The sequence below is a fragment of the Streptomyces sp. NBC_01381 genome (genome assembly GCF_026340305.1).
In the GTDB taxonomy this organism is placed as follows: Bacteria; Actinomycetota; Actinomycetes; order Streptomycetales; family Streptomycetaceae; genus Streptomyces.
In genome coordinates this window covers 2,768,937-2,793,050 of record NZ_JAPEPI010000001.1, presented here as the reverse complement: position 1 = coordinate 2,793,050, position 24,114 = coordinate 2,768,937, and the positions used below count along the sequence as shown (strand labels likewise).

The following is a 24,114-nucleotide window of genomic DNA, read 5'->3' as shown; positions in this document are numbered from 1 at the left end:
CGTGACATGTGCGGCTCCGCCGCGCGGGCGCGACCAGCCACGTCCGGGCCCCGAAGGGGCGCGGGGAACTGCGCGACCAGCCCCCACGCACCCGCAGGCGAATCACCGCACCCCGCAGCGGAGCGTCACCGCGCCGCCCGCGCGAGGCGGGTGGCCGCCCGAGCCCGCGGCGCACTGTCGGCCGCCCGCCGCCGGGGGTGCACCGTGTTCGCCAGCAGGATCAGGAACGTGTCCGTGGCAGGGTCGAGGACGAGTGACGTACCGGTGAAGCCGGTGTGCCCCGCGGCGCCCCTCCCCGCCAGCTCCCCCATGAACCACTCCTGGTCGAGGCCGAAGCCGAGCCCCGGCGGCATCAGCATCAACTCCACGAAGTCCGGGCCGAGAATGCGCGCCGTGCCGTAGGAGCCGCCGCACAGCAGCGCGCGGCAGAACACCGCGAGGTCGCGCACGGTGGAGAAGAGCCCGGCGTGGCCCGCGACGCCGCCCAGCGCCCAGGCGTTCTCGTCGTGCACATCGCCCCGCAGCATCCCCCGGTCGGCCTTGGCCCAGGGGGTGCGCTGGTCCTCGGTGGCGGCCGCGTCCGGGCGCGGCCCGAAGCCGGTGGCCGCCATGCCGAGCGGCCGGGTGATGCCCTCGCGTACGAGGACGTCGAGCGGGCGGCGGGTGATGCGCTCAAGGACGTGCTGGAGGAGCAGCGTGTTCAGGTCGGAGTAGCGGTACGTGCCCGGCTCGGCGGAGGGGGCCTCGGAGCGCAGGGCGTCGAGCCGCGCCCGGTCGTCCGGGCAGGCGTACAGCGGGAGTTCGGGTCGCAGGCCCGAGGTGTGGGTGAGCAGCTGGCGCACGCTGATCCGGTGCTCGGCGGCCGCCGTGAACTCGGGGAGGTACGCCGACACCAGTGCGTCGATGCCGAGCCTGCCGCGCTCCAGCTGCTGCATGGCGGCGACGGTGGTGAACAGCTTGGTCAGCGAGGCCAGGTCGAAGGGCGTGTCGGTGCGGGCGGGCACCCGCTCCTCGGGCGGCAGTTCGACACCCGCGTCGGCCACCGGGTCGTACGCGCTGTAGCGCACCGCGTATCCCGCGGCCTCCTCGACGGCGATCACCGGGCCGCGTCCCGCGAGCACCACGGCGCCCGCGCACCAGGGCCGCTCGCCGCGCGTCAGGGCGCGCACCTCTCGTACGAGATGGGTCATCTCATCCGTGTCGAGTCCCGCGCGGTCCGGTGTTCCGGGGCGCAGAAGACGGGGCGCGGTCAGTGGTCCGCCTCCCCCCGCGTAGTCCGCTGCCAGGGTCGGCACAGTCCCACGAAGCAGCCGATCGCCGCCAGGGCGCAGACGAGCTGTACGAGGGCCATCGGGACGGCCGTGGCCTCGCCGGCGATGCCCACCAGCGGTGAGGCGATCGCGCCGATGAGGAAGGAGGACGTGCCGAGCAGCGCGGAGGCCGAGCCCGCGGCGTGCGGGGTGCGCATCAGGGCGAGCGCGTTGGTGTTGGGCATCGCGAGGCCCATCGCCGACATCAGGACGAAGAGCCCGGCGGCGACGGGGAACAGGCCGACGTCGCCGAAGACGCCGGAGGTCATCAGGAGCAGCGCGGCCGCGGCGAGGGTGATGACGGTGAGGCCGAAGGTGAGCGCCTTGTCGAGGCTGACCCGGCCGACGAGGATCTTGCCGTTGATCTGGCCGACGACGATCAGGCCGACGGAGTTGACGCCGAAGAGCAGGCTGAAGGTCTGCGGGGACGCGCCGTAGATCTCCTGGATGACGAACGGCGACGCGGAGATGTAGGCGAACAGCGCGGCGAAGGCGAAGCCGCCGGCGATCATGTAGCCGGTGAAGACGCGGTCGGCGAGCAGTCCGCGCATGGTGCGCAGGGCTTCGGCGGTGCCGCCGCTGTGCCGCTTCTCCGGGGCGAGGGTCTCGGGGAGCCGCCGCCAGACGAGGACCGTCAGGGCGATGCCGACGGCGGTGAGCACGGCGAAGACGCCGCGCCAGTCGGTGAGGCGCAGGACCTGGCCGCCGATGAGGGGCGCCACGACCGGGGCGACCCCGGAGATCAGCATGAGGGTGGAGAAGAACCGGGCCATCTCCACGCCGTCGTAGAGATCACGCACGATGGCGCGGGCGATGACGATGCCCGCGGCGCCCGCGAGGCCCTGCAACAGCCGGAATCCGATGAGGAGTTCGACGGTGGGCGCGAAGGCGCAGATCGCGGTGGCGAAGATATAGACGAACAGGCCGATGAGCAGGGGTCTGCGCCGCCCCCACTTGTCGCTCATCGGCCCGACGGCCAGCTGCCCGAGCGCCATGCCGGCGAGGCAGGCGGTGAGCGTCAGCTGGGCGGTCGCGGCGGGCGTGTGCAGCGAGCGGGTGACCTCCGGGAGGGCCGGGAGGTACATGTCCATGGAGAGCGGCGGCACCGCGGTGAGCCCGCCGAGGGCGAGGGTGACGAGGAGGCTGGTGCGGCGCCGTGCGGTGAGGCCGGGTGCGCGGGGCGCCGGGCCGGGTGCGTCGGCGACGAGGGACGAGCCGCTCGGCTCTCCGGCCGCCCGCGCGGATCGGGCGGAGCCCTGAGCCGGGACGGCTCCCGCTGCGGCCTGCTCGCCGGAGGCGCTCGGCTCTGCCGTTCCGGACTGCCGTATGCGCGGCCCCTCGGCCCCTCCCGTCGTGCGGCTGCCGTGTTCCGGCATGCGGATTCCCTCCCGATTAGGCGTGCGATTACCTATGCTCTCAGCTCAGCTGTGCTGGTTGAGACCATTTCCGCGGTACTGCGCGGTACGGACAGGGGCGGCCCCAATGGTGGAAGACAACCGTGAGCCCGTGCGCTGGGGCATCCTCGCGACGGGCGGGATCGCCGCGTCGTTCACGGCGAATCTGCTCGACATGCCGGACGCGGAGGTCGTGGCGGTGGCCTCACGCACCGACGCGTCGGCGAAGGCGTTCGCCGAACGGTTCGCGATACCCCGCGCGTACGGCGACTGGGGCGCGCTCGCCGCAGACGCGGACGTCGATGTCGTGTACGTCGCGACACCGCACTCGGCGCATCGGGCGGCGGCCGGGCTCTGTCTGGAGGCCGGCCGTGCGGTGCTCTGCGAGAAGGCGTTCGCGCTGAACGCGCGGGAGGCTCGGGAGCTGGTGACGCTGGCCAGGCGGCGCGGCCTGTTCCTGATGGAGGCCATGTGGATGTACTGCCATCCGCTGGTCAGGCGACTGAAGGCGCTCATCGACGACGGGGCGATCGGTGAAGTGCGCACCGTGCAGGCCGACTTCGGGCTCGCGGGCCCCTTCCCTCCGGCGCACCGCCTTCGGGATCCGGCACAGGGCGGTGGCGCGCTGCTCGATCTCGGGGTGTACCCGGTGTCGTTCGCGCAGCTGCTGCTCGGGGAGCCGTCGGGGGTGAGTGCGAGAGCAGCGCTCTCGGATGAGGGCGTTGATCTCCAGACGGGAATGCTGCTCTCGTGGGAGAGCGGTGCTCACGCCGTGTTGCACTGCTCCATCAACGCGGGCACCCCCGTCACCGCCTCCGTCACGGGCTCGCGGGGCCGCATCGACATCCCGTACGGCTTCTTCTTCCCGGACCGCTTCGTGCTGCACCGCGACGGCCGCGCCCCCGAGGAGTTCACCGCCGCCCCCGACGACGGCCCCCGCGACAGCCTCCGGCACGAGGCCGCCGAGGTCATGCACCGCCTGCGCGCCGGCGACACCGAGTCCCCCCTCGTCCCCCTCGACGGCACCCTCGCGGTGATGCGGACCCTGGACGCGGTACGGGAGCGGATCGGGGTGCGCTACCCGGGCGAGTGAGCGCACCCCGCAACTGCCGTCCGACTACGCGGGCTTGAGCCCCGGGTCGCCCGACTCCGTCACGAAGGACGCAGCCGTCGTGATCGGTGCTCCCGGCGTCGTCACCGCCGACACCGTCTTGAAGTCGGCGCGCGCGGACTCGGTGCCGAGGGCGACCGTCACGTACCCCCGCCGCCCGTTGTAGAACTTCATGTGCGGGTTGGCCTTGGTGTAGGTCTCCCAGTTCGCGGGCTTCTCTGCACCGTCCTTGCCGCTCGCGATGGACGTCGCGACGATCTCCGTACCGACGTTCCTGGACGACTGGTCGTCGAAGCTCTCCTTGATGTCGAAGGCGTACCCGACGTGTACGTCACCGGTGAGCACCATCAGGTTCTCGATGCCGGTGGACTTCGCACCGTCGAGGACCCGCTGCCGCGACGCGCGGTAGCCGTCCCAGGCGTCCATCGACAGCTTCGCCTCGGCGTTGAGGTCGAGCCGCCGCTCGGAGAAGGTGACCTGCTGCGGCACGACGTTCCACAGCGCCTGCGAGCGGCGCCAGCCGTCGATCAGCCAGCGCTCCTGCGTGGCGCCGGTGATGGTGCGCGCCGGGTCGTCCGTCTCCGGTCCGGGGACGTGGGCCTTGTCGCCGTACGCCTGGTCGGAGCGGTACTGCCGGGTGTCCAGGATGTCGAACTGGGCGAGCCGCCCCCACTTGACGCGGCGGTAGAGCTGGAGGTCGGGGCCGCTCGGCCTCTGGGGGCTGCGCAGCGGCAGGTTCTCCCAGTACGCGCGGTAGGCGGCGGCGCGGCGGATGAGGAACTCGGCGGGCGGGTTGCCGTTCTCGTCGAGGTCGCCCGCGTAGTTGTTCTCGGTCTCGTGGTCGTCCCAGGTGACGACGAAGGGGTGCGCGGCGTGCGCGGCGCGCAGGTCGGGGTCCGACTTGTAGAGGGCGTACCGCAGTCGGTAGTCCTCGAGGGTCTGCGTCTCGCGGTTATAGAGCGCGGGCAGCGTGCGGTCGGTGTAGTTGCGGGCGCCGCCGACCGCGTTCACCGCGTACTCGTAGAGGTAGTCGCCCAGGTGGAAGACGACGTCGACGTCGTCCTCCGCCAGGTGTTTGTACGGGGTGTAGTAGCCGTCGTGGTACGCCTGGCAGGACACCGCGGCGAGCGTCAGGGCGCTCACCTTGCTGCCGGTGGCGGGCGCGGTGCGGGTGCGGCCGGTGTCGCTGATCCACTGGCCGGCCTTGAAGCGGAAGTAGTAGGTCCGCCCGGCGTCGAGGTGGTCCACCTCGACGTGCACGGAGTGGTTGAACTCGGGGTGCGCGGTGACCGAACCGCGTCTGGCGATCCGGCGGAAGCGGGCGTCGTGGGCGAGCTCCCACTGGACGGTGACGCGCTCGTTCGGCAGGCCGCTGCCCGGTTCGTACGGGGACGGGGCGAGGCGGGTCCAGAGCAGGACGGAGCCGGGCAGCGGGTCACCCGATGCGACGCCGAGGGTGAACGGGTCTTTGTTGATCTTTCGCGCGTCGAGCTCGGCGGCGCTCGCGGCGCCCGCCGTCGGCAGGTTGGTGGCGAAGGCGAGCGCGGCCGCCGCGCCGGTGACGGTGAGGAAGCGGCGGCGGCCCAAGTGGCGGGCGGCGGCTCGGAGTTCGGGTGCGTGGTGCCGGCCTGCGGGTGTCATGTGGCCCTCCCCTGACGATTGCTGTCAGGGGCATGCAAGTGGCGGGGGACGACGCCCGACTGTCGCGTACACAACAGCCACATGGCGGGCGGATGAGGTCCGCGTGGACACCCCTCCCGTACGCTGCGGGGCCATGAACGCAGAGCTAACTGGGGAAACAAGGACGGCCGTGGTGACCGGCGCGGGCTCCGGGATCGGCAGGGCCGTCGCTGTCGAACTGCTGCGCGCGGGATGGTCCGTGGCGCTCGCGGGGCGCCGCGTCGAGACGCTGGAGGAGACGGCGGCGCTCGCCCCCGACGGGACGTCCACACCCTTGGGCACGTCCTTGTGCGTACGTACCGACGTGTCGGAGCCGCAGGACGTGGCCGCGCTCTTCTCCTCCGTACGCGAGAACTTCGGCCGCCTCGATCTCCTCTTCAACAACGCCGGCACGTTCGGCCCCGGCGGCGTCCCGGTCGAGGAGCTGCCCTACGCCGCCTGGCGGCACGTCGTCGACACGAACCTCAACGGCGCGTTCCTGTGCGCGCAGGCGGCGTTCCGGCAGATGAAGGAGCAGGACCCGCAGGGCGGCCGGATCATCAACAACGGGTCCATCTCGGCGCAGGTCCCGCGCCCGCACTCGATCGCGTACACGACGACGAAGCACGCGCTGACCGGCCTGACGAAGTCCCTCTCCCTGGACGGCCGCCCCTACCGGATCGCCTGCGGCCAGATCGACATCGGCAACGCGGCGACCGACATGACCGAGCGGATGCGGTCCGGAATCCTGCAGGCCAACGGGGAGTTGATGCCCGAGCCGGTGATGGACGTGTCCGACGTGGCACGGACGGTGCGGCACATGGCGGAGCTGCCGCTTGAGGCGAATGTGCAGTTCGCGACGGTGCTCGCGACGAACATGCCGTTCATCGGGCGGGGTTAGCGCACCGCGCGCACCGCCCGCACCGCACGCACCCCCCGGCCAAGTGGCCGACCGTGACCCGCCGCTCACGGTCGGCCAACATCTGCACAAAAGGAATAGGACGCTCCGCGTCAATTACGCGCATCACGCCCAGTATGCTCAGCGAGCCCTCCACGAGAACTCCACATTCAGAGCACACTCGGAGCACATCTTGCGCTTACGTTCCGCGGTCCCGGCCGTCCTCGCCGCCGCCGCGCTGTCGGCCTCGCTGCTCGCCGTGTCCCCGGCGAACGCGGCCGCGCGCCACCAGAGCGGACTTCACCTCGGTTACATCCAGTACGACAGTCCGGGCCGGGACAGCCGTACCAACTCCTCGCTGAACGCGGAGTGGGTGAACATCCACAACAACTCCGGCTCGGCGATCCAGCTCAAGGGCTACAAGCTGAAGGACAACACCGGCTACACGTACACCTTCGGCAGCTACAAGATCGGCGCGGGCAAGACCGTCAAGGTCCGCACGGGCAAGGGCACCAACGCCTCGGGCGTGCGCTACTGGGGCCGCGGCTCGTACGTCTGGAACAACACCAGCGACAAGGCCCGCCTCATCAAGCCGAGCGGCTCGCTCAAGGACTCCTGCTCGTGGACGACGGCCGACAGCGGCTCCAAGAACTGCCACTGAGGCACCACAGGCCACTGTGAAGGGGGAGGGGGCAGGGCAGCCGCTCCGTGCCGACCCGGTGCCGCCCGTCGGGGAGCGGCGGGCGGCACCGGGTCGCGGAACGGTTGCCCTGCCGATACGTCGGGCCTGGCAGCCTGCCTCCGGGCGAGGCTCAGGCCTGGCCCGTCTCGAAGCGGGACACCTTCCCGCCGTCGACGTCGAACCGCCACTTCGTGCGCATCTCGCCCCACGTGTCGTTGCGGTACGAGACGACCAGCGTGCGCCCGCCGTCGGACTCGTTCTCCACCTCCATATGGCCGTTGGAGGAGAAGATCTCGCGCTCGGTCCAGTCGGCGATGTCCCGGTCGGAACCGTCGTCGGACATGGTCGCGTCGGGCGTGAGGACGGCCTGGAAGGCGGCCCGGTCGTTGGCGTTCACCGCGGTGACGAAGGCCCGGACCGCGGGGTCGCCGAGCCGGTTTACCTGAATGCTCATGGCCCCACGGTCACACCGGCCGCGCCCGCGCGCCACCGGACGCGGCGGGGTCACTCGTACGGCCGATCGGGCCGGGTGCGCGGGGCGGGTCTGGCGGACGGTGGAGGAGGAGCCGTACCCGGCCCCCCTCCCCCACCCCAGGAGACGCCGCCATGACCAGTTCCTGCTTCGACCGCCGCGACCTGGGCCAGCTCCTCCTCCGTGTGGGTACGGGCGGCGTACTCGTCGCGCATGGCACCCAGAAGCTCTTCGGCTGGTTCGGCGGCCACGGCATCGAAGGCACCGGCGCGTTCATGGAGTCCATCGGCTACAAGCCGGGCAAGGCGAACGCCATGATCGCGGGCCTCTCCGAAGCGGGCGGCGGCCTGCTCCTCGCGCTCGGCCTCGCGACCCCGGCCGCCGGTTCCGCTGCGGCGGGCGCCATGGCGGGAGCGACCGCCGTGCACGCCCCCAACGGCTTCTTCAGCATGGGCGGCGGATATGAGTACCCGGCGTTCCTGGGCCTGGTCTCCGCCACCCTCGCGATCACGGGCCCCGGCGCGTACTCGGTCGACGAAGCGCTCGGCCACTCCTTCAACCGGGCGTGGATGGTGCCGGCGGCTCTCGCGGGCACGGCGGTGGGGGTGCTCGTGTCGGTGGGCTCGCGGCAGCGGAACGTACGGGAGGAGCAGACGGGCGAGGAGAACAAGGAGAACGAGGAGAACGAGGAAGGGCTGGTGGCGGACTGACGCCCTTGGGAGGCGCCTTTGGGAGGCACCTTCAGGGAAGGGCACTTTTAGGAGGGCGCCCCGGACCGCGCGGCGCGACACACGGCGTACACCGCACCGAAAGTCGGTGTCCCCCGGCCGAGTTGACCGATTACCGTCCCCTCCCATGACCGACACCACCACGAACGTCCCGCCCCGCCTCACCCACCTCACCTTCCACGGCCCCCTCTCCGAGGCGCGGGCCGCACGCCTCGTCGAGCGCGTCTCGCCGGGAGCCGGCTCCGTGCTCGACATCGGCTGCGGCTGGGGCGAGTTGCTGCTGCGCGTCCTGGAGGCGGCCCCCGGAGCCACCGGCACCGGCGTGGACCTGAACGGGGACGACCTGGCCAGAGCCCGCACCGACGCCGAGAAGCGCGGGCTCGCCGGCCGGGTCACCTTCGCCGAGGAGTCGGCGCGGGACACCACCCGCGACCCCGCCGACGTGGTCCTGTGCCTCGGCGCGAGCCATGCGCTCAGCGCCGCCGAACCGCCCCACTACACCGCCGAGGCCCTGCGCGAGCTGCGCCGCCTGGTCCGCCCCGGCGGCCGCGTCGTGCTCGGCGAAGGCTTCTGGCAGCGCACGCCGACCCCCGACGAACTCGCCGCGATGTGGCCGGACGCCCACGTCGGCGAACACCTCTGCCTGGGCGACCTGGTGGACGCGGCGATCGCGGCCGGCTTCCGCCCCCTGTGGGTGGAGACCGCGAGCCCGGAGGAGTGGGAGGAGTTCGAGTCCGGCTACCGCTCGGACGTGGAGGAGTGGCTGGCCACGTTCCCCGACCACCCCCTTGCCGCCGAGACCCGCGAGAAGGTGGACCGCCAGCGCAACAGCTGGCTGCGCGGCTACCGCAGCGCCCTGGGCCTCGCCTATCTGACGCTGATGCCGGTGGCCTGAGCAGGGCCGCCCGCAAAGCGGACTCAGCCCGTGGCTCAGCCCGTTCCGGTGCTTGCGTCGAACCACGTCTCCGCGAGCGATTCGAGCGTCGGCTCCGGCGGGGCGGGCAGCTCGCGCAGGTACCAGGGCAGATTGCTGTAGACGTGCAGCAGGGTGTGGGCGAGGAGTTCACGGGGGTCGAAGGTGCGGCCGTAGGCCCGCATGAAGCGGCCGAGCAGCCCCGGCTCGGCGCGCGTGACGAAGAGGCCGACGCCCACGAAGTCGTACGCCCGGTCTCCGATCATGGCGGGCTCGAAGTCGAAGAGCCCGCTGAGGCGCGGGCGTTCGGGCCGGCCACCGGGGTCGGCCTCGACCAGCAGATGCTGACGCATGAACTCGGTGTGCAGCAGGGCGGGCGGCGGATCGCCGGGCAGGGCAACGGAGTTCAGGAAGTCCGGGATCTGCTCGGCCCAGCTCTCCGGCAGCCCGCGCTCCCGCTGCCGCCGCTCGGCCCCGGCCCGCTGTCTGCCGAGGAAGGCGCCCCAGTCGCCGGGTCCGAGCACGTCGGACTCGCCGGGCCCGAGCACGTCGGCGAGGGGCGCGGGATCCAGGGCGTGCAGCGCGGCGAGCACAGCACCGGCTTCCTCGACGAGGTGTTCGCGTCCCCCTCGCGGGATGCGCGGCCAGGCGGCGACGAGTTCCTCGCCGGGCAGCCGGGACATCAGGACGTACCGCCATCCGTTCTCGTACGCGCCTGCCGCGTGCACCCGTGGCGTACGGACCGGAAGGCGCCCGTCGAGATGGCTCAACACCCGCTCCTCGACGAGGCCGTCGGCCGCCGCCGCACCGGGAAAGAGCTTGAGCACGAGCTCGCCCCCGACCGCGTACACGGGCTGCGACCCCGCAGGGAACCGCACCAGCGGCGCCCCCGCGAGCCCGAGCCTGCGGCAGAGGTCCTCGACGCCGGGCCGCATGAGGGCTTCGTCGGGGACGACGGCGTCCCATTGCTCGTCGGTTTCCACGGTGGGCAGCATGATCGGGACGGTAGAGGGCGGCCGGTGGCACGGCAACGCAATATGGCATATGGAATATGGAGCATGGAATACAGACCGAAGTCTGAGGCCCATCGACTTTAGGCCGCAGCCACGGCGGCTCCGACGCCCCTAGCGTCGTGAACATGACCCGCAAAGAGGCAGCGCACGGAACGCCCGGCGAGAAGGCCATGAGCCACCACCCCAGCTCTCTCCCCCACCCTCTCCCCCTCGTCAAGGACCGGACGACGGTGCTGGGTTACCCGCGGGGCGACCTGCTCGTCGTACTGATCGGCATGCCCGTCCTCGGCCTGCTGCTCGGCGCCGCCCTGCCGCCGCTCGCCCGCCGGCTGGCCAAGGCGCCGGTGCTGCCCTGGCGGGACGGCATCACGTTCGTCGGCTCGCTGGACACGCCGTGGCAGACGGGCATCGCGATGGCGGTGGGCCTGGCGGCAGGCCTGGTGGCGGGCCTCCTCATCGCCCTCACGGAACTCACCGAAGCACTGAAACTGAAGCTGACCGACGACCACCTGGAGACCGACCGGAACGACCTGACCCGCACGATCGCACGTGCCGAGGTCTCGGCGGTGTTCCTGGACGGCAAGGACCTGGTGATCCTCGACGGCACATCACGCCAGTTCGCACGCGGCCCCCGCACGGCATCGCCATCGACCCTGGCCAAGGCCTTCCGCACGCACGGCTACCCCTGGCGGGAGTCCGACCCGCACGCACCCCTGTTCCACCGCTGGATCCCCGGGGTCCCCGCCCTGCCCGCGGAGGCCCACGCGCTCCTTGCGGCGCGGAAGGCGGCACTGAAGCGCAAGTCGGCCGAGGACGCACGGGACATCGTCGAGAGCCTGCAGGACCTGGGCTACGTCGTACGCGACAACGACAAGAACCAGTACTGGCGCCGACTGGCGACAGCCGAAGGGGACGGCGCGGCCCGGCCCTGATCCGCACCGCGATCCGCACCGCCCCGTTGCGCGCCTGTTCAGAATCAGAAGACGAATGGCCCGGGTGCCTGCGCCGATGTGGCATTGCAGGTCACGCTGATCCCGAGGACCACGACCTGCAGCGACTTGCCCTCAAGACTGTCGCCGATGGCGACGGTCCCATTGAGCGGCCCGGTGGAGACTTCACCGCCGGCAGGTATGGCCGGGTTGGACTTACCGGTGAAGGTAGCCGTGTCCGACCCGTTCTTGGTGAGCGAGAGCGTCGACTCGACGGAGTTGGCCGCGATGTCGATGGGCGCGGTGATCGCGGACGTGGACACGCTGATGGTCGCGGCCGTGCCGTCCTGGGTGGCCTTGAGCGTCGCCGTGCCGGAGCCGTAGGAACCACAGTCGAACGAGATGGTCGCGGTGTCCGGCGTCACGGCGGTGGCGGCCGGAGCCATCACCATCGCACCGACGGCAACAAGCCCGACCCCTAACGCCGACCCGGCGCCGAGCCTGCCGACACCGAATCTGCCGTGCTGCCTGCGGAACATGCTGCTGCCATGCCTCATGGGGTCCTGCCTTCAGGTGGGGGGAATGCGGGGGGGGTGATGAGTACGAGATATGACACACCGTCAGCATCTCGACCGCTGCCCATTGAGGCACGGGCCCCTTGAGGAGGCAAGGCACGCCTTCATGATTCTTGACATGCTACGGCCAAATTCAGCCGCGCGGCGGGGCGAGGGGGGCCGTTCTGGATCAGGGCCTGGTGCATCGACTGTCGACTGTTTCGACTGTCACCGGGAGTATGCGCGGATGCGGTAACGCAGCCCGGACGTCGAGGACTGCCAGCCTTTGTCCTCGACGACTTTCCACGTCGGGCCCAGTGTCGGGGCGTAGCTGTCGCCGTCCACCGTCGAGTCGACTTCAGTCACCCAGAGCATCGTGGCGTACTCCAAGGCTGCACGATAAATCTCACCGCCGCCGATGACCCACGTCGCCGTAGGGGCGGCCGACTCCAGCGGCTCGCCTGCGAGTTCCAGCGCCTCGGAGATGGACCCGGCAGGCTCCGCGCCTTCGCCCACCCACTGTGGGTCGCGAGTCACCACGATGTTGCGCCTGCCGTCCAGCGGACGGAACCTCGGAGGCAGCGAATCCCATGTCTTGCGCCCCATCACCACTGGATGACCGAGGGTGGTCGCCTTGAAATGCGCCATGTCCTCAGGCACTCGCCACGGAATCGCGTTGCCCGCGCCGATCACGCCATCAGGGTTCTGCGCCCAGATCATCCCGACGCCGACGTCCACGTCCACGTCCACGTCCACGTCCACGTCCACGTCCACGTCCACGTCCACGTCCAGGTTCACATTCACACCGCCACCGGGGCTTTGATGGCCGGGTGGTGCCGGTAGCCGAGCACTTCCACATCGGAATAGGCGTAGTCGAAAAGCGAGTCGGCTCGGCGCAGACGCAACTCGGGGAACTCGAACGGGGTGCGCGAGAGCTGCTCGGTCACCTGCTCGACGTGGTTGTCATAGATGTGGCAGTCGCCACCGGTCCAGATGAAGCTGCCCGGCTCGAGGCCGACCTGCTGCGCCACCATGTGCGTGAGCAGGGCGTAGCTGGCGATGTTGAACGGGACGCCGAGGAACAGGTCCGCGCTGCGCTGGTACAGCTGGCAGGAGAGCCTGCCGTCGGCGACGTAGAACTGGAAGAAGGCGTGACACGGCGCGAGCGCCATCTTGGCCAGCTCGCCGACGTTCCAGGCGGAGACGATCATCCGCCGGGAGTCCGGGTCGCGGCGCAGCGTGTCGAGGACCTCGCTGATCTGGTCGATGTGCCTGCCGTCCGGGGTGGGCCAGGAGCGCCACTGCACGCCGTAGACCGGGCCGAGCTCGCCGTTCGCATCGGCCCACTCGTCCCAGATGGTGACGCCGTGCTCGTGCAGCCAGTCGACGTTCGAGTCGCCGCGCAGGAACCACAGCAGCTCGTAGACGATGGACTTGAGATGCACCTTCTTGGTGGTGACCAGCGGGAACCCCTGCGAGAGGTCATAGCGCAGTTGGTGCCCGAAAATACTGCGGGTGCCGGTGCCCGTCCGGTCGGCCTTGGCTGTCCCGGAGGTGAGTGCCAGCCTCAACAGGTCTTCGTACTGGGTGTCCGCCACAGCCGTGGAGTCTACTGGCCAGGTCGTGGCGGTTCTTGCGGAAGGCGTACGCCGTAGGGGCAGACGAGTCGGGCTGTACGCCGGGTTCTGTCGCCCGGGCGCCTCGCGGCGGCCGGGGAGACGGCCATCCATCTAGGGCCCGCATTGCTGCGGGCCTCGTGCGGTCTACCCGCGGACTCGGGCGGGCAGCCCTCGAACGTCCGCGCAGAACCGCCCCTTTTTGCAAAGCGGCGTTTCCTTTTGACCTTGCTCCAGGTGGGGTTTACCTAGCCGCCTGAGTCACCTCAGGCGCTGGTGGTCTCTTACACCACCGTTTCACCCTTACCGGAGGCCGAAGCCTCCGGCGGTCTGTTTTCTGTGGCACTGTCCCGCGGGTCACCCCGGGTGGCCGTTAGCCACCACCTTGCCCTGTGGAGCCCGGACGTTCCTCGGGAAGAGCCCCTGGTGAGGGGAGCTTCACGCGGCCGTCCGCCCGGCTCGTCTGCCGTAGCGACCATGCTACCCGGCGTGTGCCGGAGCTCCGTCCCGCGGACCCCGCCGTAGCCAGGAACGAGCCCGCCAGGATCAGTGCGAACGACGCCGCGATGCCCGCCGTGAAGGGTTCGGAGAGGAAGGCCACGCCTGCCGCCACCGCCACCGCCGGGTTCACGTAGGTGAAGACCACCGCCCGCGTCGGGCCCGCCTCGCGGATGAGTTCGAGGAAGACCACGAAGGCAAGAGCGGTGCAGATGACGCCCAGGCCCACGAGGGAGGCCAGGGTCTGCGGGCTCGGGGCGACGGACGGCCGGCTGGCCCAGGCCGGTACGGCGTAGACGAGCGCCGCCAGGGTCAGGCAGGGGGCGATCAACTGGAGGGTGGGGACCGCCTTGAGGTGGCGGGCCACGATCAGCGGGGCGATGGCATAGCCCAGTGCCGTGAGCAGGACCTCCGTCAGGGACCAGGCGTCACCGCCGGTGAGTTGGGGGACGGTCAGGACGGCGACTCCGCCCAGGCCCAGGCCCAGGCCCGTGAGGCGGCGGGCGCCCAGGCGTTCCGTGTCGCCGCCGCCGAAGAAGCGGGCAAGGACCGCGCCGATGATCGGGACCGCGGCGATCAGCAGGCCCGCCGTGGAGCTGGAGAGGCGGCGCTCGGCGTCGGTGAGGGTCCACCAGGGGCCCAGGATCTCGGTGCAGGCGAAGGCCAGCATGGGCTTCCAGTGGGCGCGTACGACACGGGGCAGTCCCCCTTGTCGTACGGCGAACGGCAGGAGCAGCGCGGCGCCGAGAGCGCAGCGGGCGAAGACCACCATCGACGGCGAGAGCTCTTCGACGGCCACTTTGATCATCAGGTACGGGATGCCCCAGAGGACACCCATCAGGGAGAAGAGGAACCAGCCGCGTGCAGTCATGCGGGCAGTCTCGGGTTGTTCAATGGCGGACGTCTAGAACGTTGTTGCACTGTGCGGATGGCTGGACGCTTCTGCGGTACGCCGCCGGGGTGGCCGGGGGGGGGCAGGGATGGTCAGTGGAACTCCGAGGTCTCCAGCTCGAAGCCGAATGGTTCGGGGAGCGCGACCGCTTTGCCGAAGGGGAGCGTGCAGTGCTGCCGGTAGTCGTCCCCTTCGGCCTCGCTGAACAGCGTCACCGACGATTCGTCACGGTCGATGAGCAGGTAGAGCGGGATGCCGCCGCGGGCGTAGCAGCGCCGCTTGGCTTCCCGGTCCCGCTGTGGCTTGGTGGAGGTGACCTCAAGGACCATGGTTACGCCGTCGCCGGGCATCCAGGGCTCTGCGCCCTTGAAGAGCCGCAGCTCCATGGGGACGAAGGTACCGTCCGGGATCGCGTGGTTCTGCGGGCAGGCCTCCACGCTCTTCAGCTTCAGCCCCTTGTTCGCGGAGAACTGCATGTCGGTCCGGGAACGCCTGTACATCTGGCTCACGGCCACGCTGATGCAGTGCTCGTGGTCCCCGTCCGGCGGCGGCGTGACGACAATGTCCCCCTCGATCAGTTCCGCCCGGAAACCCTCCGGGGTGTCCAGGGCCAGGAAGCCCTCCAGCAGGACCTCCGCCCGCGTGAGCGACTCGTGTGCCATGGCAGTCATGTCACGCCCCTTCCTCGGTCGCTCGCCAGACTGGGACATCGGTGATCCGCCGTCCATGAGATCGGGAGTTGTTCCCTCGATCGTGGCGCAGGATCACGCGGCCGCAGGGTTCGCCCGCCCGACGGGTCTCGCCCCGTGTCCGCTTGACCTTGCCGCAGCGTCAACGTTTCTACTGGCCCCATGAGCGGAATGCGGATCGGCGAGCTCGCCGGCGTCGTGGGTGTCACCACGCGGGCCATCAGGCACTATCACCATCTCGGGCTGCTTCCCGAGCCCGAGCGGCGGCCCAACGGGTACCGGGAGTACACCTTGCGGCATGCCGTCGTGCTCGCCCGGATCCGGCGGCTGACCGAGCTGGGGCTCGGGCTCGCCGAGGTGCGGGACGTGCTCGCGGACGACGCGGGGCGCGAGCTCGCCGAGGTGCTCGCCGAGCTGGACGAGGACCTCGCCCGGCAGGAGGCCGCGATCAGGGGGCGCAGGGAGCGGCTGCGGGAGCTGCTCGCCGACACGAACGGCGGACGGCTGCCCGCCGATGGTCCCGTCTCGCCCGAACTGGCCGAATTCTTCGGCGAGATGGGCCTCGCGGCCGGCCATCGCGAGGGCCACCCCGGCTCCGCGATGGCCGCGAGGGACCGGGAGCTGCTCGCCCTGATCGAGACCGCCGCGCCCGCGCAGGACCGGGACCGGCTGCTCGCGGCGCTGCGTCCGGTGCTCCAGGGGCCGGAAGCGGTGGAGGCCGCGTACGACGTGTACGCCCGCCTTGAAGACCTCGCGGACGTCGAGCCCGGCGATCCGCGTGTGGATGAGACTGCGCGGGCGCTCGCCGACTGTCTGCCGGACACGCTCGCCGAGGAGCTGGGGCGGGAGCAGCTTGCGGCGTTCGCAGCGGAAGCAGAAGGAGGGGCGCGCGAGTCCGATGCCGTCAACTCCGCCTTCCTCGAAGCCTTCTTCGCCGACTTCGCCCCCGCGCAGGCGGCGGCCGTGCGCCGCGCCATGCGGCTGCTCGCCGAGCGGGGTGCGCGATGACGCGGCTCCTGCGGGGCCTGTTCTGGATGTCCGTGCCCCTTGAACTCGCCTTTGTCACCCTCCTGTTGGCGGGTGCGGCGCTTCCCGCCGCCGTGCTCGTCGGTGCCGAGGCCGTCGCGCTGACGCTGCTCGTGGTCGCGGGTGCGGGGCTCGCGGTCCTGTACCGGCGGGGCGGGGCGGAGGCGGTCCGGGACGTCGCGCCCGAGCCCGTGCGGCGGATCGTCGGGCATGAACTGAAGGCCCTGGTCAGCCTCTTCCTGTGGGTGACGCGGCGGCGGCACGGGGTGCGGCGGGGCGATACGGCGTTCGGGCACGCGCGCGATCAGGCGGCGCTCATGTACGGCTTCATCTTCGTGTGTGTCGTGGAGACCGCCGGGCTTGCCGTGCTGCTGCGGAATGTGCCGGTGCTCCACGAGGTCACGCTCTTCGTCGACGTCTACACCGTCGTCCTGATGCTCGGCGTGCAGGCGGCGTCCGTGACCCGGCCGCACGTGCTGTCCGCCGACGCCTTCCGCGTACGCAAGGGCGCCCACTGCGACCTGCTCATACCGCTGGACCGGATCGCCGCCGTACGCGGTGAGCGGCGCTACGCGCACGAGCCCGCCGACGGCGTGCTCGACCTGGCGGTCGCCTCCCAGACCTCCCTCACCCTGGAGCTGACGGAGCCCGTCACGGCCGTCGGGTTCCTCGGGAAGCGCCGCCCGGTGACGACGGTGCGGCTGCACGCCGACGATCCGGCGGGGCTGCTGGCCGCGCTCAAGGCGGCGACCCGCGAGACGGCGGACACCGACTAAGCGGCTCGGGTGAAGTCGGCGCCTGGCGCTCGCGGCCGTGCACCGTGGTGCTGGACAACGTCTCGGCGCACACGGCCAAGGCGCACCGACGCCATCGGCAAGGCAAGCCGCTTAGTCGCGCTTGGGCCAGACCGGGCCCTGGTCGGTCCAGATGACGCCCTTGTTGCGGCACAGGCAGAAGGGGTGGCCGATCGGGTCGGTGTAGACCTGCCAGCCGTAGCCGTCGGAGCCGATGAAGTCCTGCCTCAGCGTCGCGCCGAGGTCGAGGACGCGGCGCTGCTCGGAGTCGATCTCGTCCACTTCGAAGTCGAGGTGGAACTGCTTGGGGTGCTCGCTGTCGGGCCACTGCGGAGCGCGGTAGTCGTCCACCCGGATGAATGCCAGCTCGATCTCACCGAACTGGATGCCGGCCCATTCCTCGGAGCTGCCTTCCTTGATCGGACGGCCCGTCACCTCGGAGTAGAAAGCCGCCAGCTTCATCGTGTCCGGGCAGTCGATAATGAAATCGGTGAGTCGCAGCATCCCGCGATCTTGCCACAAGCTCACACCCGAATTCGAGACAGTTCCTGGGGGCTTCGCCCTCACGCGGGCGCGAACCGCACCTCCGCCACCCCGGGGTCCGCCTGCGTAAGGCGGACCCGCAGGCGCTCCCCCAGCGGCAGCTCCCCCGTGCCGCCCTCGATCGGGGCGACGATCGCCGGTTCCGTCAACTGGACGGTGCCGGCGGCCGGTTCGTCCTCCTTCACGTCCACCACCACCGCGTCGAAGATCTCGCCGACCCGCTCCTTGAGCAGCGCCGCCTCGACGATGTCCACACAGGCGCGCTCCACGGTGTTGCCGCGCCGCGTGCCGTCCGCCATCTCCTTGGGCAGCTCGGGCAGCGCGGCGAGCACCCACTCCGGAACGCCGGCGCCCGCGCAGGCCGCGAGGCAGAGCTCGGCGGCGTAACGGTCGACGAGGCGGCGCAGCGGTGCCGTGCAGTGGGCGTAGGGGGCGGCGACGGCGGCGTGCGTGGTGAGTTCGGGGACGTCGCCGCCGCTGAACGCGGTGTAGCCCGCGCCCCTCAGCAGCGTCGTGCACTCCTGCAGGAACGCCGCGTGGTGGGACCGGGCCGGATCGAGTGAGCGCACCAGTTCGGCGTACGGGACGTGGTGCGGCCAGTCGATGCGCAGGGCCTTCGCAGTGCGACGGAGGCGGCCGACCGCGCCGTCGGGTGCGATGGGCAGGGTGCGCAGGATGCCCGTGCCCGACGCGATCATCAGGTCTGCCGCCGCCATCCCGGTGAGCAGGGAGATCTGGGCGTTCCAGCCGTCGGCGGGCAGCGGCGCCCGGTAGGCGAGTTCGTAGGCGCCGTCCCGCTCGACGATCTCCTGCTCGGGGACGTTGAGGGAGATGCCGCCGCGCTCGACCTCGAGGCGCTCGCGCAGCCGCCCGATGTCGGCGAGCAGCGCGAGCGGCTCCTCGGCGGTGCCGTCGTCGATCGCCCGCTGCACCCCGTCGTAGTCGAGCTTGGCGCGGCTGCGTACGAGGGCGCGGCGCACGTCCGTCGAGAGGGTCCGCCCCTCGTCGTCGAGGTCGATCGTCCAGAGCGCGGCCGGGCAGTCCTGCCCGGGCAGCAGGCTGGCCGCGCCCTCGCTCAGCGCGGTGGGGTGCAGCGGCACCTTCTCGTCGGGGAAGTAGAGGGTCGTGACGCGCCGGTGGGCCTCGGCGTCGAGCGCCTGGCCGGGCGTGACGTACGCGGCGACGTCGGCGATGGCGTACCGCACCCGGTATCCGCCGCTCTCCCGCCGGGACAGGTGCATCGCCTGGTCGAGGTCGACGGAGGCCGGCGGGTCGATGGTGAAGAAGGGGATGTCAGTCGCGTCGTGGTCGGGGAGCCGTGGCGCGGCGGCGGCGCGCTCCGCCTCCGCGAGCACATCGGCGGGGAGCTCCTCGGGCACTCCCAGCTTCGTCCGCAGTTCACGCAGCACGCCCCGCAACGGAGCCTCGGCTGCGCCGGTCACGTGGAGATGGCGGCGGGGCATGGACCGAGCGTAGGCCGGGCGGGCCGCGGGCGCTCGTCCCGCCGGGCCGCTCGGAGCAGCGGGACGGCTCGGAGCAGCAGGACGGCTCGGAGCAGCAGGACGGCTCGGAGCAGCAGGACCGGCCCGCCCCGGCCTCAGTGGATCTCTCGTACCACCACGTCGAGCGCCCATGCCTTGCCCGGCTTCGCGGGGGCCTCGGCCTCCACGACGTGGCCCAGGTCCCGGAGCGCATCGACCAGTTCGGCCGGGTTCTTGGGCTGCGCGCCGGTCTCCAGGAGGGAGCGGACGATGCGGCCCTTCGTCGCCTTGTTGAAGTGCGAGACGACGGAGCGCTTCTCCGCCCCGGTCGCCGGGTCGAGCTGCGCGTGAAGGACCCGGACCGTCGCCGTCCGCCCGGCGACCTCGCCCTTCGGCTTCCACGCTGCCGCGTACGCCGACGACCGCAGATCGAGTACGAGCCCGTCGCCCGCCGCATCGGGCAGCGCCGAGGCCATCGGCGTACGCCAGTGGGCGCCGAGCGCGCCGATGCCCGGCAGCTTCACGCCCATCGAGCAGCGGTAGGAGGGGATGCGGTCGGTGATGCCGACGGCGCCCCACAGGCCGGAGAACACGAGCAGGGAGCGGGCCGCGCGGCGCTTGGCGGCCGCGTCGAGCGATGCGAGGCCCAGGGCGTCGTACAGCACGCCGGTGTAGATCTCTCCCGCGGGACGCGCGCCGGCCGTGCGGAGCTCGGTGTTCTTGGCGACCTCGGCGCGCAGGCCCTCGCTCAGGCCGAGTACGTCGCGGGCCTTCTCCTCGTCGGCGAGGCAGAGGTCGACCAGCTCGTCGAGGACGGTCTGGCGTGCGTCCGCGAGGGCCGGGAGGGAGAGCGACTCCGGCTTGAGGGGGGCGCCGCGGCCGGAGGGGGCCTTGCCTTCGGAGGGCGGCAGCAGCACGAGCACGGGGTCTCCTTCGGAGGGATGCGGGTGGGGGGTGCGGCCCCCGGGCCAGGGTAGTCGGCCCGGGGGAGCCCGATTGCCCCGCGGTGCGGGGGTGCACGCACGAGCCTTTTCCCGCCCACCCGCCCGATTGCCCTGCGGTGCAGAGGTGCACGAACGGGCCGTTGCGCGGTGCGCAATGGGCTTTGCGCATGTTGAATGGTGCGGGGCAGGATGGGGGCATGAATTCCTCGGACCCCGTCTCCGCCTCCGTGCTCGATCTCGCCCCCGTCGTCCCCGTGGTCGTCGTCGAGGACGTCGCCGACGCCGTGCCGCTGGCGCGTGCGCTCGTCGCGGGTGGGCTGCCCGCCATCGAGGTGACGCTGCGGACGCCCGCCGCGCTCGACGCGATCCGGGCCGTCGCCGCCGAGGTCCCGGACGCCGTGGTCGGCGCCGGCACCGTCATCTCGGCCCAGGCCGTCGCGGACTCCGTGGCCGCCGGGGCCCGCTTCCTGGTCAGTCCGGGCTGGACGGACACGCTGCTCGGCGCGATGCGGGAGTCGGGGGTGCCGTTCCTGCCGGGGGTCTCGACGACCTCGGAGGTTGTCGCGCTGCTCGAGCGCGGGGTGCGTGAGATGAAGTTCTTCCCGGCGGAGGCCGCCGGCGGGACCGCCTACCTCAAGTCCCTCGGGGGCCCGCTTCCGCAGGCCCGTTTCTGCCCGACCGGAGGCGTCTCGCTCGCCTCCGCGCCCTCCTACCTCGCCCTGCCCAACGTCGGCTGCGTGGGCGGCAGTTGGATGCTGCCCGCCGAAGCGTTGGCGGCGAAGGACTGGGACCGGGTCGAGTCCCTGGCCCGCGAGGCAGCAGCCCTGCGCTGACACCGCCGCGCCCCGTAAGGGGCGCGGGGAACTGCGCGACCAGCCACGACGGACCGGCGGACTAGTACCGCACTTCCCGCCCAGCGCGAAGCGGTCCCGTCGAAGTCCGCTGGGGTTCGGCAGCGCCCCGAAGGGGCGCGGGGAACTGCGCGACCAGCCACGACGGACCCGCGGACCAGTACCGCACTTCCCGCGGAGCGCTCAGCGCAGGTGCGCCGTCTCGTTCAGCAAGCGCAGCGACGCATTGCCGTCCGCGTAGTACGCCACCGCCGACAATGAGGCCGCCGAGAGCTCCATGCGGAACAGGGCCTCGGGCGGGGCGCCGAGCGCCAGGCGGACCAGGGTCTTGATCGGCGTGACGTGCGTGACGAGCAGCACCGTCTGCCCCGCGTACTCGGCGGTCAGCCGGTCCCGCGCCGCCGAGACCCGGCGGGATACCGCCGCGAAGGACTCGCCGCCGGGCGGCGCCGCCTTCGCCGATGACAGCCAGGCGTTCAGCTCCTCCGGCTGACGCTCCCGCACCTCGCCGAACGTCAGGCCCTCCCAGGCCCCGAAGTCCGTCTCGCGCAGCCCGTCCTCGATACGTACGTCGAGCCCGATGCGGGCGGCCACGGCCTGCGCGGTCTCCTGGCAGCGCTTCAGCGGCGAGGAGACGATCGCCTGGATCGTGCCACGGGCGGCGAGCGCCGCCGCAGCGCGCTCGGCCTGCTCGCGGCCGATGTCCGAGAGCGAAGGATCGGAGCCGCCGCTGCCCGAGAACCGCTTCTGCGGGGTCAGCGCGGTCTCGCCGTGCCGCAGCAGGACGAAGGTCGCGGGGGCGCCGAGATCCGGGCCCCAACCTGCCGACGGGGCCTGCGCGGCCACATTGCCCGCGGCACGGACATCCGCCGCACTGCCGGAAGGCACTTCCGGAGCCCGTCGCTCCGCCAGCGCCGCCCGCGCCTTCGCCGCACCCGCGGCGGCGTCACCGGGCGGCCCCGAAGGCACCGGCACCGACACCGGCACCGACGCCTTCGCGTCCAGCTCGGCCGTGGAAGCCGAAGCCGACCACTGCTGCCCCCGCTTGCCCGCGTCCATCGCCTCGTTGGCCAGCCGGTCCGCGTGCTTGTTCTTCTCGCGCGGGATCCACTCGTACGTCACCTGGGGCGCGGGGAAGACCCGCGCCGCCTCGGCGGCCAGCGGCTTCATGTCCGGGTGCTTGATCTTCCAGCGGCCCGACATCTGCTCGACGACCAGCTTCGAGTCCATCCGGACATGGACCGACGCCGAAGGGTCAAGGGCGTACGCGGCCTTCAGACCGGCCACAAGCCCCTTGTACTCGGCGACGTTGTTCGTCGCGACACCGATGTACTCCGCGGCCTCCGCCAGGGTCTCCCCCGTCGCCGCGTCGATGACCACGGAGCCGTAGCCCGCGGGCCCCGGGTTGCCCCGCGACCCGCCGTCGGCCTCGACGATGAACTCCCGCACGGGCAAGGCTCCTAGAGTCCCGACTCGGACGTACGGACCAGGATGCGGCGGCAGTTCTCGCACCGCAGGACCGTGTCGGGGGACGCCGCCTTCACCTCGTTGACCTCGGTGATGTTCAGCTCCAGGCGGCAGCCCTCGCAGCGCCGCTGGTAGAGCTTGGCCGCGCCGACACCGCCCTGCTGGACGCGCAGCTTGTCGTAGAGCTTGAGCAGGTCGGCCGGGACCGAACCCGCCACGACCTCGCGCTCCTTGGTGACCGTGGCGTCCTCGCCGTCGATCTCCTCGAAGGCCGCGTCACGGCGGGCCGTCGCGTCGTCGATCTTCGCCTGCACGGAGGAGACCCGCTCCCCCAGCTCGGAGACCCGCTCCTGGGCGGACTCACGGCGCTCCATGACCTCCAGGACCACGTCCTCCAGGTCGCCCTGGCGCTTGGCGAGCGAGGCGATCTCGCGCTGGAGGTTCTCCAGGTCCTTGGGCGAGGTGACCGCGCCCGAGTCGAGGCGCTGCTGGTCGCGGGCCGCGCGCTGACGCACCTGGTCGACGTCCTGCTCCGCCTTGGTCTGCTCGCGGGCGCAGTCGCTCTCCTCGGTCGTCGAGGCGACGTGCAGGTCGCGCAGCTGCGCGAGGTCCTTGTTCAGCGACTCGATCTCGGCGTGCTCGGGCAGCGACTTCTTCTTGTGCGCGAGCTGCTGCAGGCGTACGTCCAGGGCCTGGACGTCGAGCAGTCGGATCTGGTCGGCGGGCGCGGCGTTCAGTTGGGGGCTCCAGATGAGTCGGTAAGCGGTGCGGCCGCGTGGGCGGTCCAGGGGTCGGTGACCGTCTTCGAGACGTGGACGCGCAGTCCCCATCCGTTCCGGTCGGAAATCTCGTCGAGCTGGGCTGCGGCCAGCTCGCACCAGGGCCACTCGGTGGCCCAGTGCGCTGCGTCGAGCAGCGCGAGAGGCGTGCGTTCGCGGGCCTCGGACGCCGGGTGGTGGCGCAGGTCCGCGGTGAGGAAGGCGTCGACGCCGGCGGCCCGTACGTCGTCGAAGAGGCTGTCGCCGGAGCCGCCGCTGACCGCGACGGTGCGGATCAGCTGCTCCGGATCGCCCGCGACCCGGATGCCCTGCGCGGTGGCGGGCAGCCGCTTCGCCGCGCGCTCGGCGAGCTCGCTCAGCGTCAGCGGGTGCTCCAACTCGCAGATCCTGCCGAGCCCGCGGCGGCCGTGGCCGTCGGCCGGGTCCGGCACCAGGGGCCTCACGACCCGTAGGTCGAGCGCGCCCGCGAGGGCGTCGGAGACGCCGGGATCGGCCTGGTCCGCGTTGGTGTGCGCGACGTGCAGCGCGACGTCGTGCTTGATCAGGTCGTGCACGACGCGGCCCTTGAAGGTGCCGGCCGAGACCGTCGTCGTACCGCGCAGATAGAGCGGATGGTGGGTGACCAGGAGCTGGGCGCCCAGTCTCACCGCCTCGTCGGCGATCTCCTTGACGGGGTCGACGGCGAAGAGGACTCGGGAGACCTCCGCGTCGGGATCGCCGCAGACGGTGCCGACCGCGTCCCACTGCTCGGCCCGCTCGGGGGGCCACAGGGCGTCGAGGGCGGCGATGACTTCAGACAGACGGGGCACGAAGAAAGGCTACCTTCCCGCGGTGCCCCGCAGGTCTTGCGTTACGCACCGCTGCAGGCCCA

24 protein-coding genes, 1 other RNA gene and 1 pseudogene are annotated in these 24,114 nt (G+C 71.5%); 9 read left to right on the top strand and 17 right to left on the bottom strand.

The features are described from left to right. Positions 1-125 precede the first annotated feature (125 nt). Positions 126-1,190: a serine hydrolase gene (locus OG453_RS13190; RefSeq protein WP_266867616.1), complete on the bottom strand. Its 1,065-nt coding sequence runs from the start codon at positions 1,188-1,190 to the stop codon at positions 126-128. Between the two features lie 59 nt (positions 1,191-1,249). Beyond that, positions 1,250-2,686 (bottom strand): Bcr/CflA family multidrug efflux MFS transporter, encoded by a 1,437-nt coding sequence (locus tag OG453_RS13185; RefSeq protein WP_266867614.1) that lies wholly within the window; start codon positions 2,684-2,686, stop codon positions 1,250-1,252. 106 nt (positions 2,687-2,792) lie between these two features. On the opposite strand from OG453_RS13185, the gene OG453_RS13180 reads away from it, so the two are divergent. Beyond that, a complete protein-coding gene (locus OG453_RS13180; RefSeq protein ID WP_266867612.1) occupies positions 2,793-3,797 on the top strand; it encodes a Gfo/Idh/MocA family protein in 1,005 nt (334 codons plus the stop codon). Between the two features lie 24 nt (positions 3,798-3,821). Here the strand turns inward: OG453_RS13180 and OG453_RS13175 are convergent, their stop codons facing one another. Beyond that, the gene (locus tag OG453_RS13175) at positions 3,822-5,456 is read right to left on the bottom strand and encodes an alkaline phosphatase (RefSeq protein WP_266867610.1); all 1,635 of its coding nucleotides are present in this window, start codon (positions 5,454-5,456) and stop codon (positions 3,822-3,824) included. 133 nt (positions 5,457-5,589) lie between these two features. On the opposite strand from OG453_RS13175, the gene OG453_RS13170 reads away from it, so the two are divergent. Together OG453_RS13170 and OG453_RS13165 are read left to right on the top strand one after the other, a co-directional pair. After that, positions 5,590-6,375 carry an SDR family oxidoreductase gene (locus OG453_RS13170; RefSeq protein WP_266867608.1) on the top strand — a complete coding sequence of 262 codons (786 nt, stop codon included), beginning with the start codon at positions 5,590-5,592 and terminating at the stop codon, positions 6,373-6,375. A gap of 190 nt (positions 6,376-6,565) precedes the next feature. Further along, entirely contained in the window at positions 6,566-7,033 is a 468-nt protein-coding gene (locus OG453_RS13165) for a lamin tail domain-containing protein (RefSeq protein ID WP_266867606.1), read from the top strand. 151 nt (positions 7,034-7,184) lie between these two features. Here the strand turns inward: OG453_RS13165 and OG453_RS13160 are convergent, their stop codons facing one another. After that, a complete protein-coding gene (locus OG453_RS13160; RefSeq protein WP_266867605.1) occupies positions 7,185-7,508 on the bottom strand; it encodes a nuclear transport factor 2 family protein in 324 nt (107 codons plus the stop codon). 152 nt (positions 7,509-7,660) lie between these two features. Here OG453_RS13160 and OG453_RS13155 point away from each other — a divergent pair, with 152 nt between their 5' ends. Together OG453_RS13155 and OG453_RS13150 are read left to right on the top strand one after the other, a co-directional pair. Next, the gene (locus tag OG453_RS13155; RefSeq protein WP_266867603.1) at positions 7,661-8,236 is read left to right on the top strand and encodes a DoxX family protein; all 576 of its coding nucleotides are present in this window, start codon (positions 7,661-7,663) and stop codon (positions 8,234-8,236) included. A gap of 145 nt (positions 8,237-8,381) precedes the next feature. Next, entirely contained in the window at positions 8,382-9,149 is a 768-nt protein-coding gene (locus OG453_RS13150; protein ID WP_266867601.1) for a cyclopropane-fatty-acyl-phospholipid synthase family protein, read from the top strand. A 35-nt stretch (positions 9,150-9,184) separates the two neighbouring features. On the opposite strand, the gene OG453_RS13145 is transcribed toward OG453_RS13150, so the two are convergent. After that, positions 9,185-10,162, bottom strand: a complete 978-nt coding sequence (locus tag OG453_RS13145; RefSeq protein WP_266867599.1) for a phosphotransferase family protein — start codon at positions 10,160-10,162, stop codon at positions 9,185-9,187. A 143-nt stretch (positions 10,163-10,305) separates the two neighbouring features. Between OG453_RS13145 and OG453_RS13140 the strand changes: the two genes are divergently transcribed. After that, positions 10,306-11,112 (top strand): hypothetical protein, encoded by an 807-nt coding sequence (locus OG453_RS13140; protein ID WP_266867597.1) that lies wholly within the window; start codon positions 10,306-10,308, stop codon positions 11,110-11,112. A gap of 44 nt (positions 11,113-11,156) precedes the next feature. On the opposite strand, the gene OG453_RS13135 is transcribed toward OG453_RS13140, so the two are convergent. From OG453_RS13135 to OG453_RS13115, 6 genes and pseudogenes are all read right to left on the bottom strand, one after another. Further along, positions 11,157-11,666, bottom strand: a complete 510-nt coding sequence (locus OG453_RS13135; RefSeq protein WP_266867595.1) for a hypothetical protein — start codon at positions 11,664-11,666, stop codon at positions 11,157-11,159. A gap of 225 nt (positions 11,667-11,891) precedes the next feature. Further along, the gene (locus OG453_RS13130) at positions 11,892-12,383 is read right to left on the bottom strand and encodes a dihydrofolate reductase (protein ID WP_266869843.1); all 492 of its coding nucleotides are present in this window, start codon (positions 12,381-12,383) and stop codon (positions 11,892-11,894) included. 80 nt (positions 12,384-12,463) lie between these two features. Further along, a complete protein-coding gene (locus OG453_RS13125; RefSeq protein ID WP_266867593.1) occupies positions 12,464-13,261 on the bottom strand; it encodes a thymidylate synthase in 798 nt (265 codons plus the stop codon). 60 nt (positions 13,262-13,321) lie between these two features. Then, an RNA gene (gene rnpB / locus OG453_RS13120) (RNase P RNA component class A) lies at positions 13,322-13,741 on the bottom strand. Between the two features lie 73 nt (positions 13,742-13,814). Then, positions 13,815-14,648: pseudogene (locus OG453_RS45335) on the bottom strand (DMT family transporter); the annotation flags it as partial. A gap of 113 nt (positions 14,649-14,761) precedes the next feature. Then, the gene (locus OG453_RS13115; RefSeq protein ID WP_266867591.1) at positions 14,762-15,340 is read right to left on the bottom strand and encodes a Uma2 family endonuclease; all 579 of its coding nucleotides are present in this window, start codon (positions 15,338-15,340) and stop codon (positions 14,762-14,764) included. Between the two features lie 189 nt (positions 15,341-15,529). Here OG453_RS13115 and OG453_RS13110 point away from each other — a divergent pair, with 189 nt between their 5' ends. Both OG453_RS13110 and OG453_RS13105 read left to right on the top strand, forming a co-directional pair. Continuing rightward, positions 15,530-16,366, top strand: coding sequence for a MerR family transcriptional regulator (locus OG453_RS13110; RefSeq protein WP_266869842.1), 837 nt, complete (start codon positions 15,530-15,532; stop codon positions 16,364-16,366). After that, positions 16,363-17,160, top strand: coding sequence for a hypothetical protein (locus OG453_RS13105; RefSeq protein WP_266867590.1), 798 nt, complete (start codon positions 16,363-16,365; stop codon positions 17,158-17,160). The genes OG453_RS13110 and OG453_RS13105 overlap by 4 nt, the downstream gene beginning before the upstream one ends. A 111-nt stretch (positions 17,161-17,271) precedes the next feature. On the opposite strand, the gene OG453_RS13100 is transcribed toward OG453_RS13105, so the two are convergent. From OG453_RS13100 to yaaA, 3 genes are all read right to left on the bottom strand, one after another. After that, a complete protein-coding gene (locus OG453_RS13100; RefSeq protein ID WP_266867589.1) occupies positions 17,272-17,682 on the bottom strand; it encodes a VOC family protein in 411 nt (136 codons plus the stop codon). A gap of 59 nt (positions 17,683-17,741) precedes the next feature. Beyond that, complete coding sequence (locus OG453_RS13095; protein WP_266867587.1) at positions 17,742-19,184, bottom strand: RNB domain-containing ribonuclease; 1,443 nt, start codon at positions 19,182-19,184, stop codon at positions 17,742-17,744. A 134-nt stretch (positions 19,185-19,318) separates the two neighbouring features. After that, complete coding sequence (gene yaaA, locus OG453_RS13090; protein WP_266867585.1) at positions 19,319-20,125, bottom strand: peroxide stress protein YaaA; 807 nt, start codon at positions 20,123-20,125, stop codon at positions 19,319-19,321. A 218-nt stretch (positions 20,126-20,343) separates the two neighbouring features. On the opposite strand from yaaA, the gene eda reads away from it, so the two are divergent. Then, positions 20,344-20,979 (top strand): bifunctional 4-hydroxy-2-oxoglutarate aldolase/2-dehydro-3-deoxy-phosphogluconate aldolase, encoded by a 636-nt coding sequence (gene eda / locus OG453_RS13085; protein ID WP_266867584.1) that lies wholly within the window; start codon positions 20,344-20,346, stop codon positions 20,977-20,979. 201 nt (positions 20,980-21,180) lie between these two features. On the opposite strand, the gene OG453_RS13080 is transcribed toward eda, so the two are convergent. From OG453_RS13080 to OG453_RS13070, 3 genes are read right to left on the bottom strand one after another with little or no spacing between them, the layout of a single operon-like run. Beyond that, positions 21,181-22,446 carry a bifunctional RNase H/acid phosphatase gene (locus OG453_RS13080; protein WP_266867583.1) on the bottom strand — a complete coding sequence of 422 codons (1,266 nt, stop codon included), beginning with the start codon at positions 22,444-22,446 and terminating at the stop codon, positions 21,181-21,183. A gap of 11 nt (positions 22,447-22,457) precedes the next feature. Beyond that, positions 22,458-23,201, bottom strand: coding sequence for a zinc ribbon domain-containing protein (locus OG453_RS13075; RefSeq protein WP_266869841.1), 744 nt, complete (start codon positions 23,199-23,201; stop codon positions 22,458-22,460). Further along, the gene (locus OG453_RS13070) at positions 23,198-24,052 is read right to left on the bottom strand and encodes a Nif3-like dinuclear metal center hexameric protein (RefSeq protein ID WP_266867581.1); all 855 of its coding nucleotides are present in this window, start codon (positions 24,050-24,052) and stop codon (positions 23,198-23,200) included. Before OG453_RS13070 ends, OG453_RS13075 begins: the two co-directional genes overlap by 4 nt. Positions 24,053-24,114 lie beyond the last annotated feature (62 nt).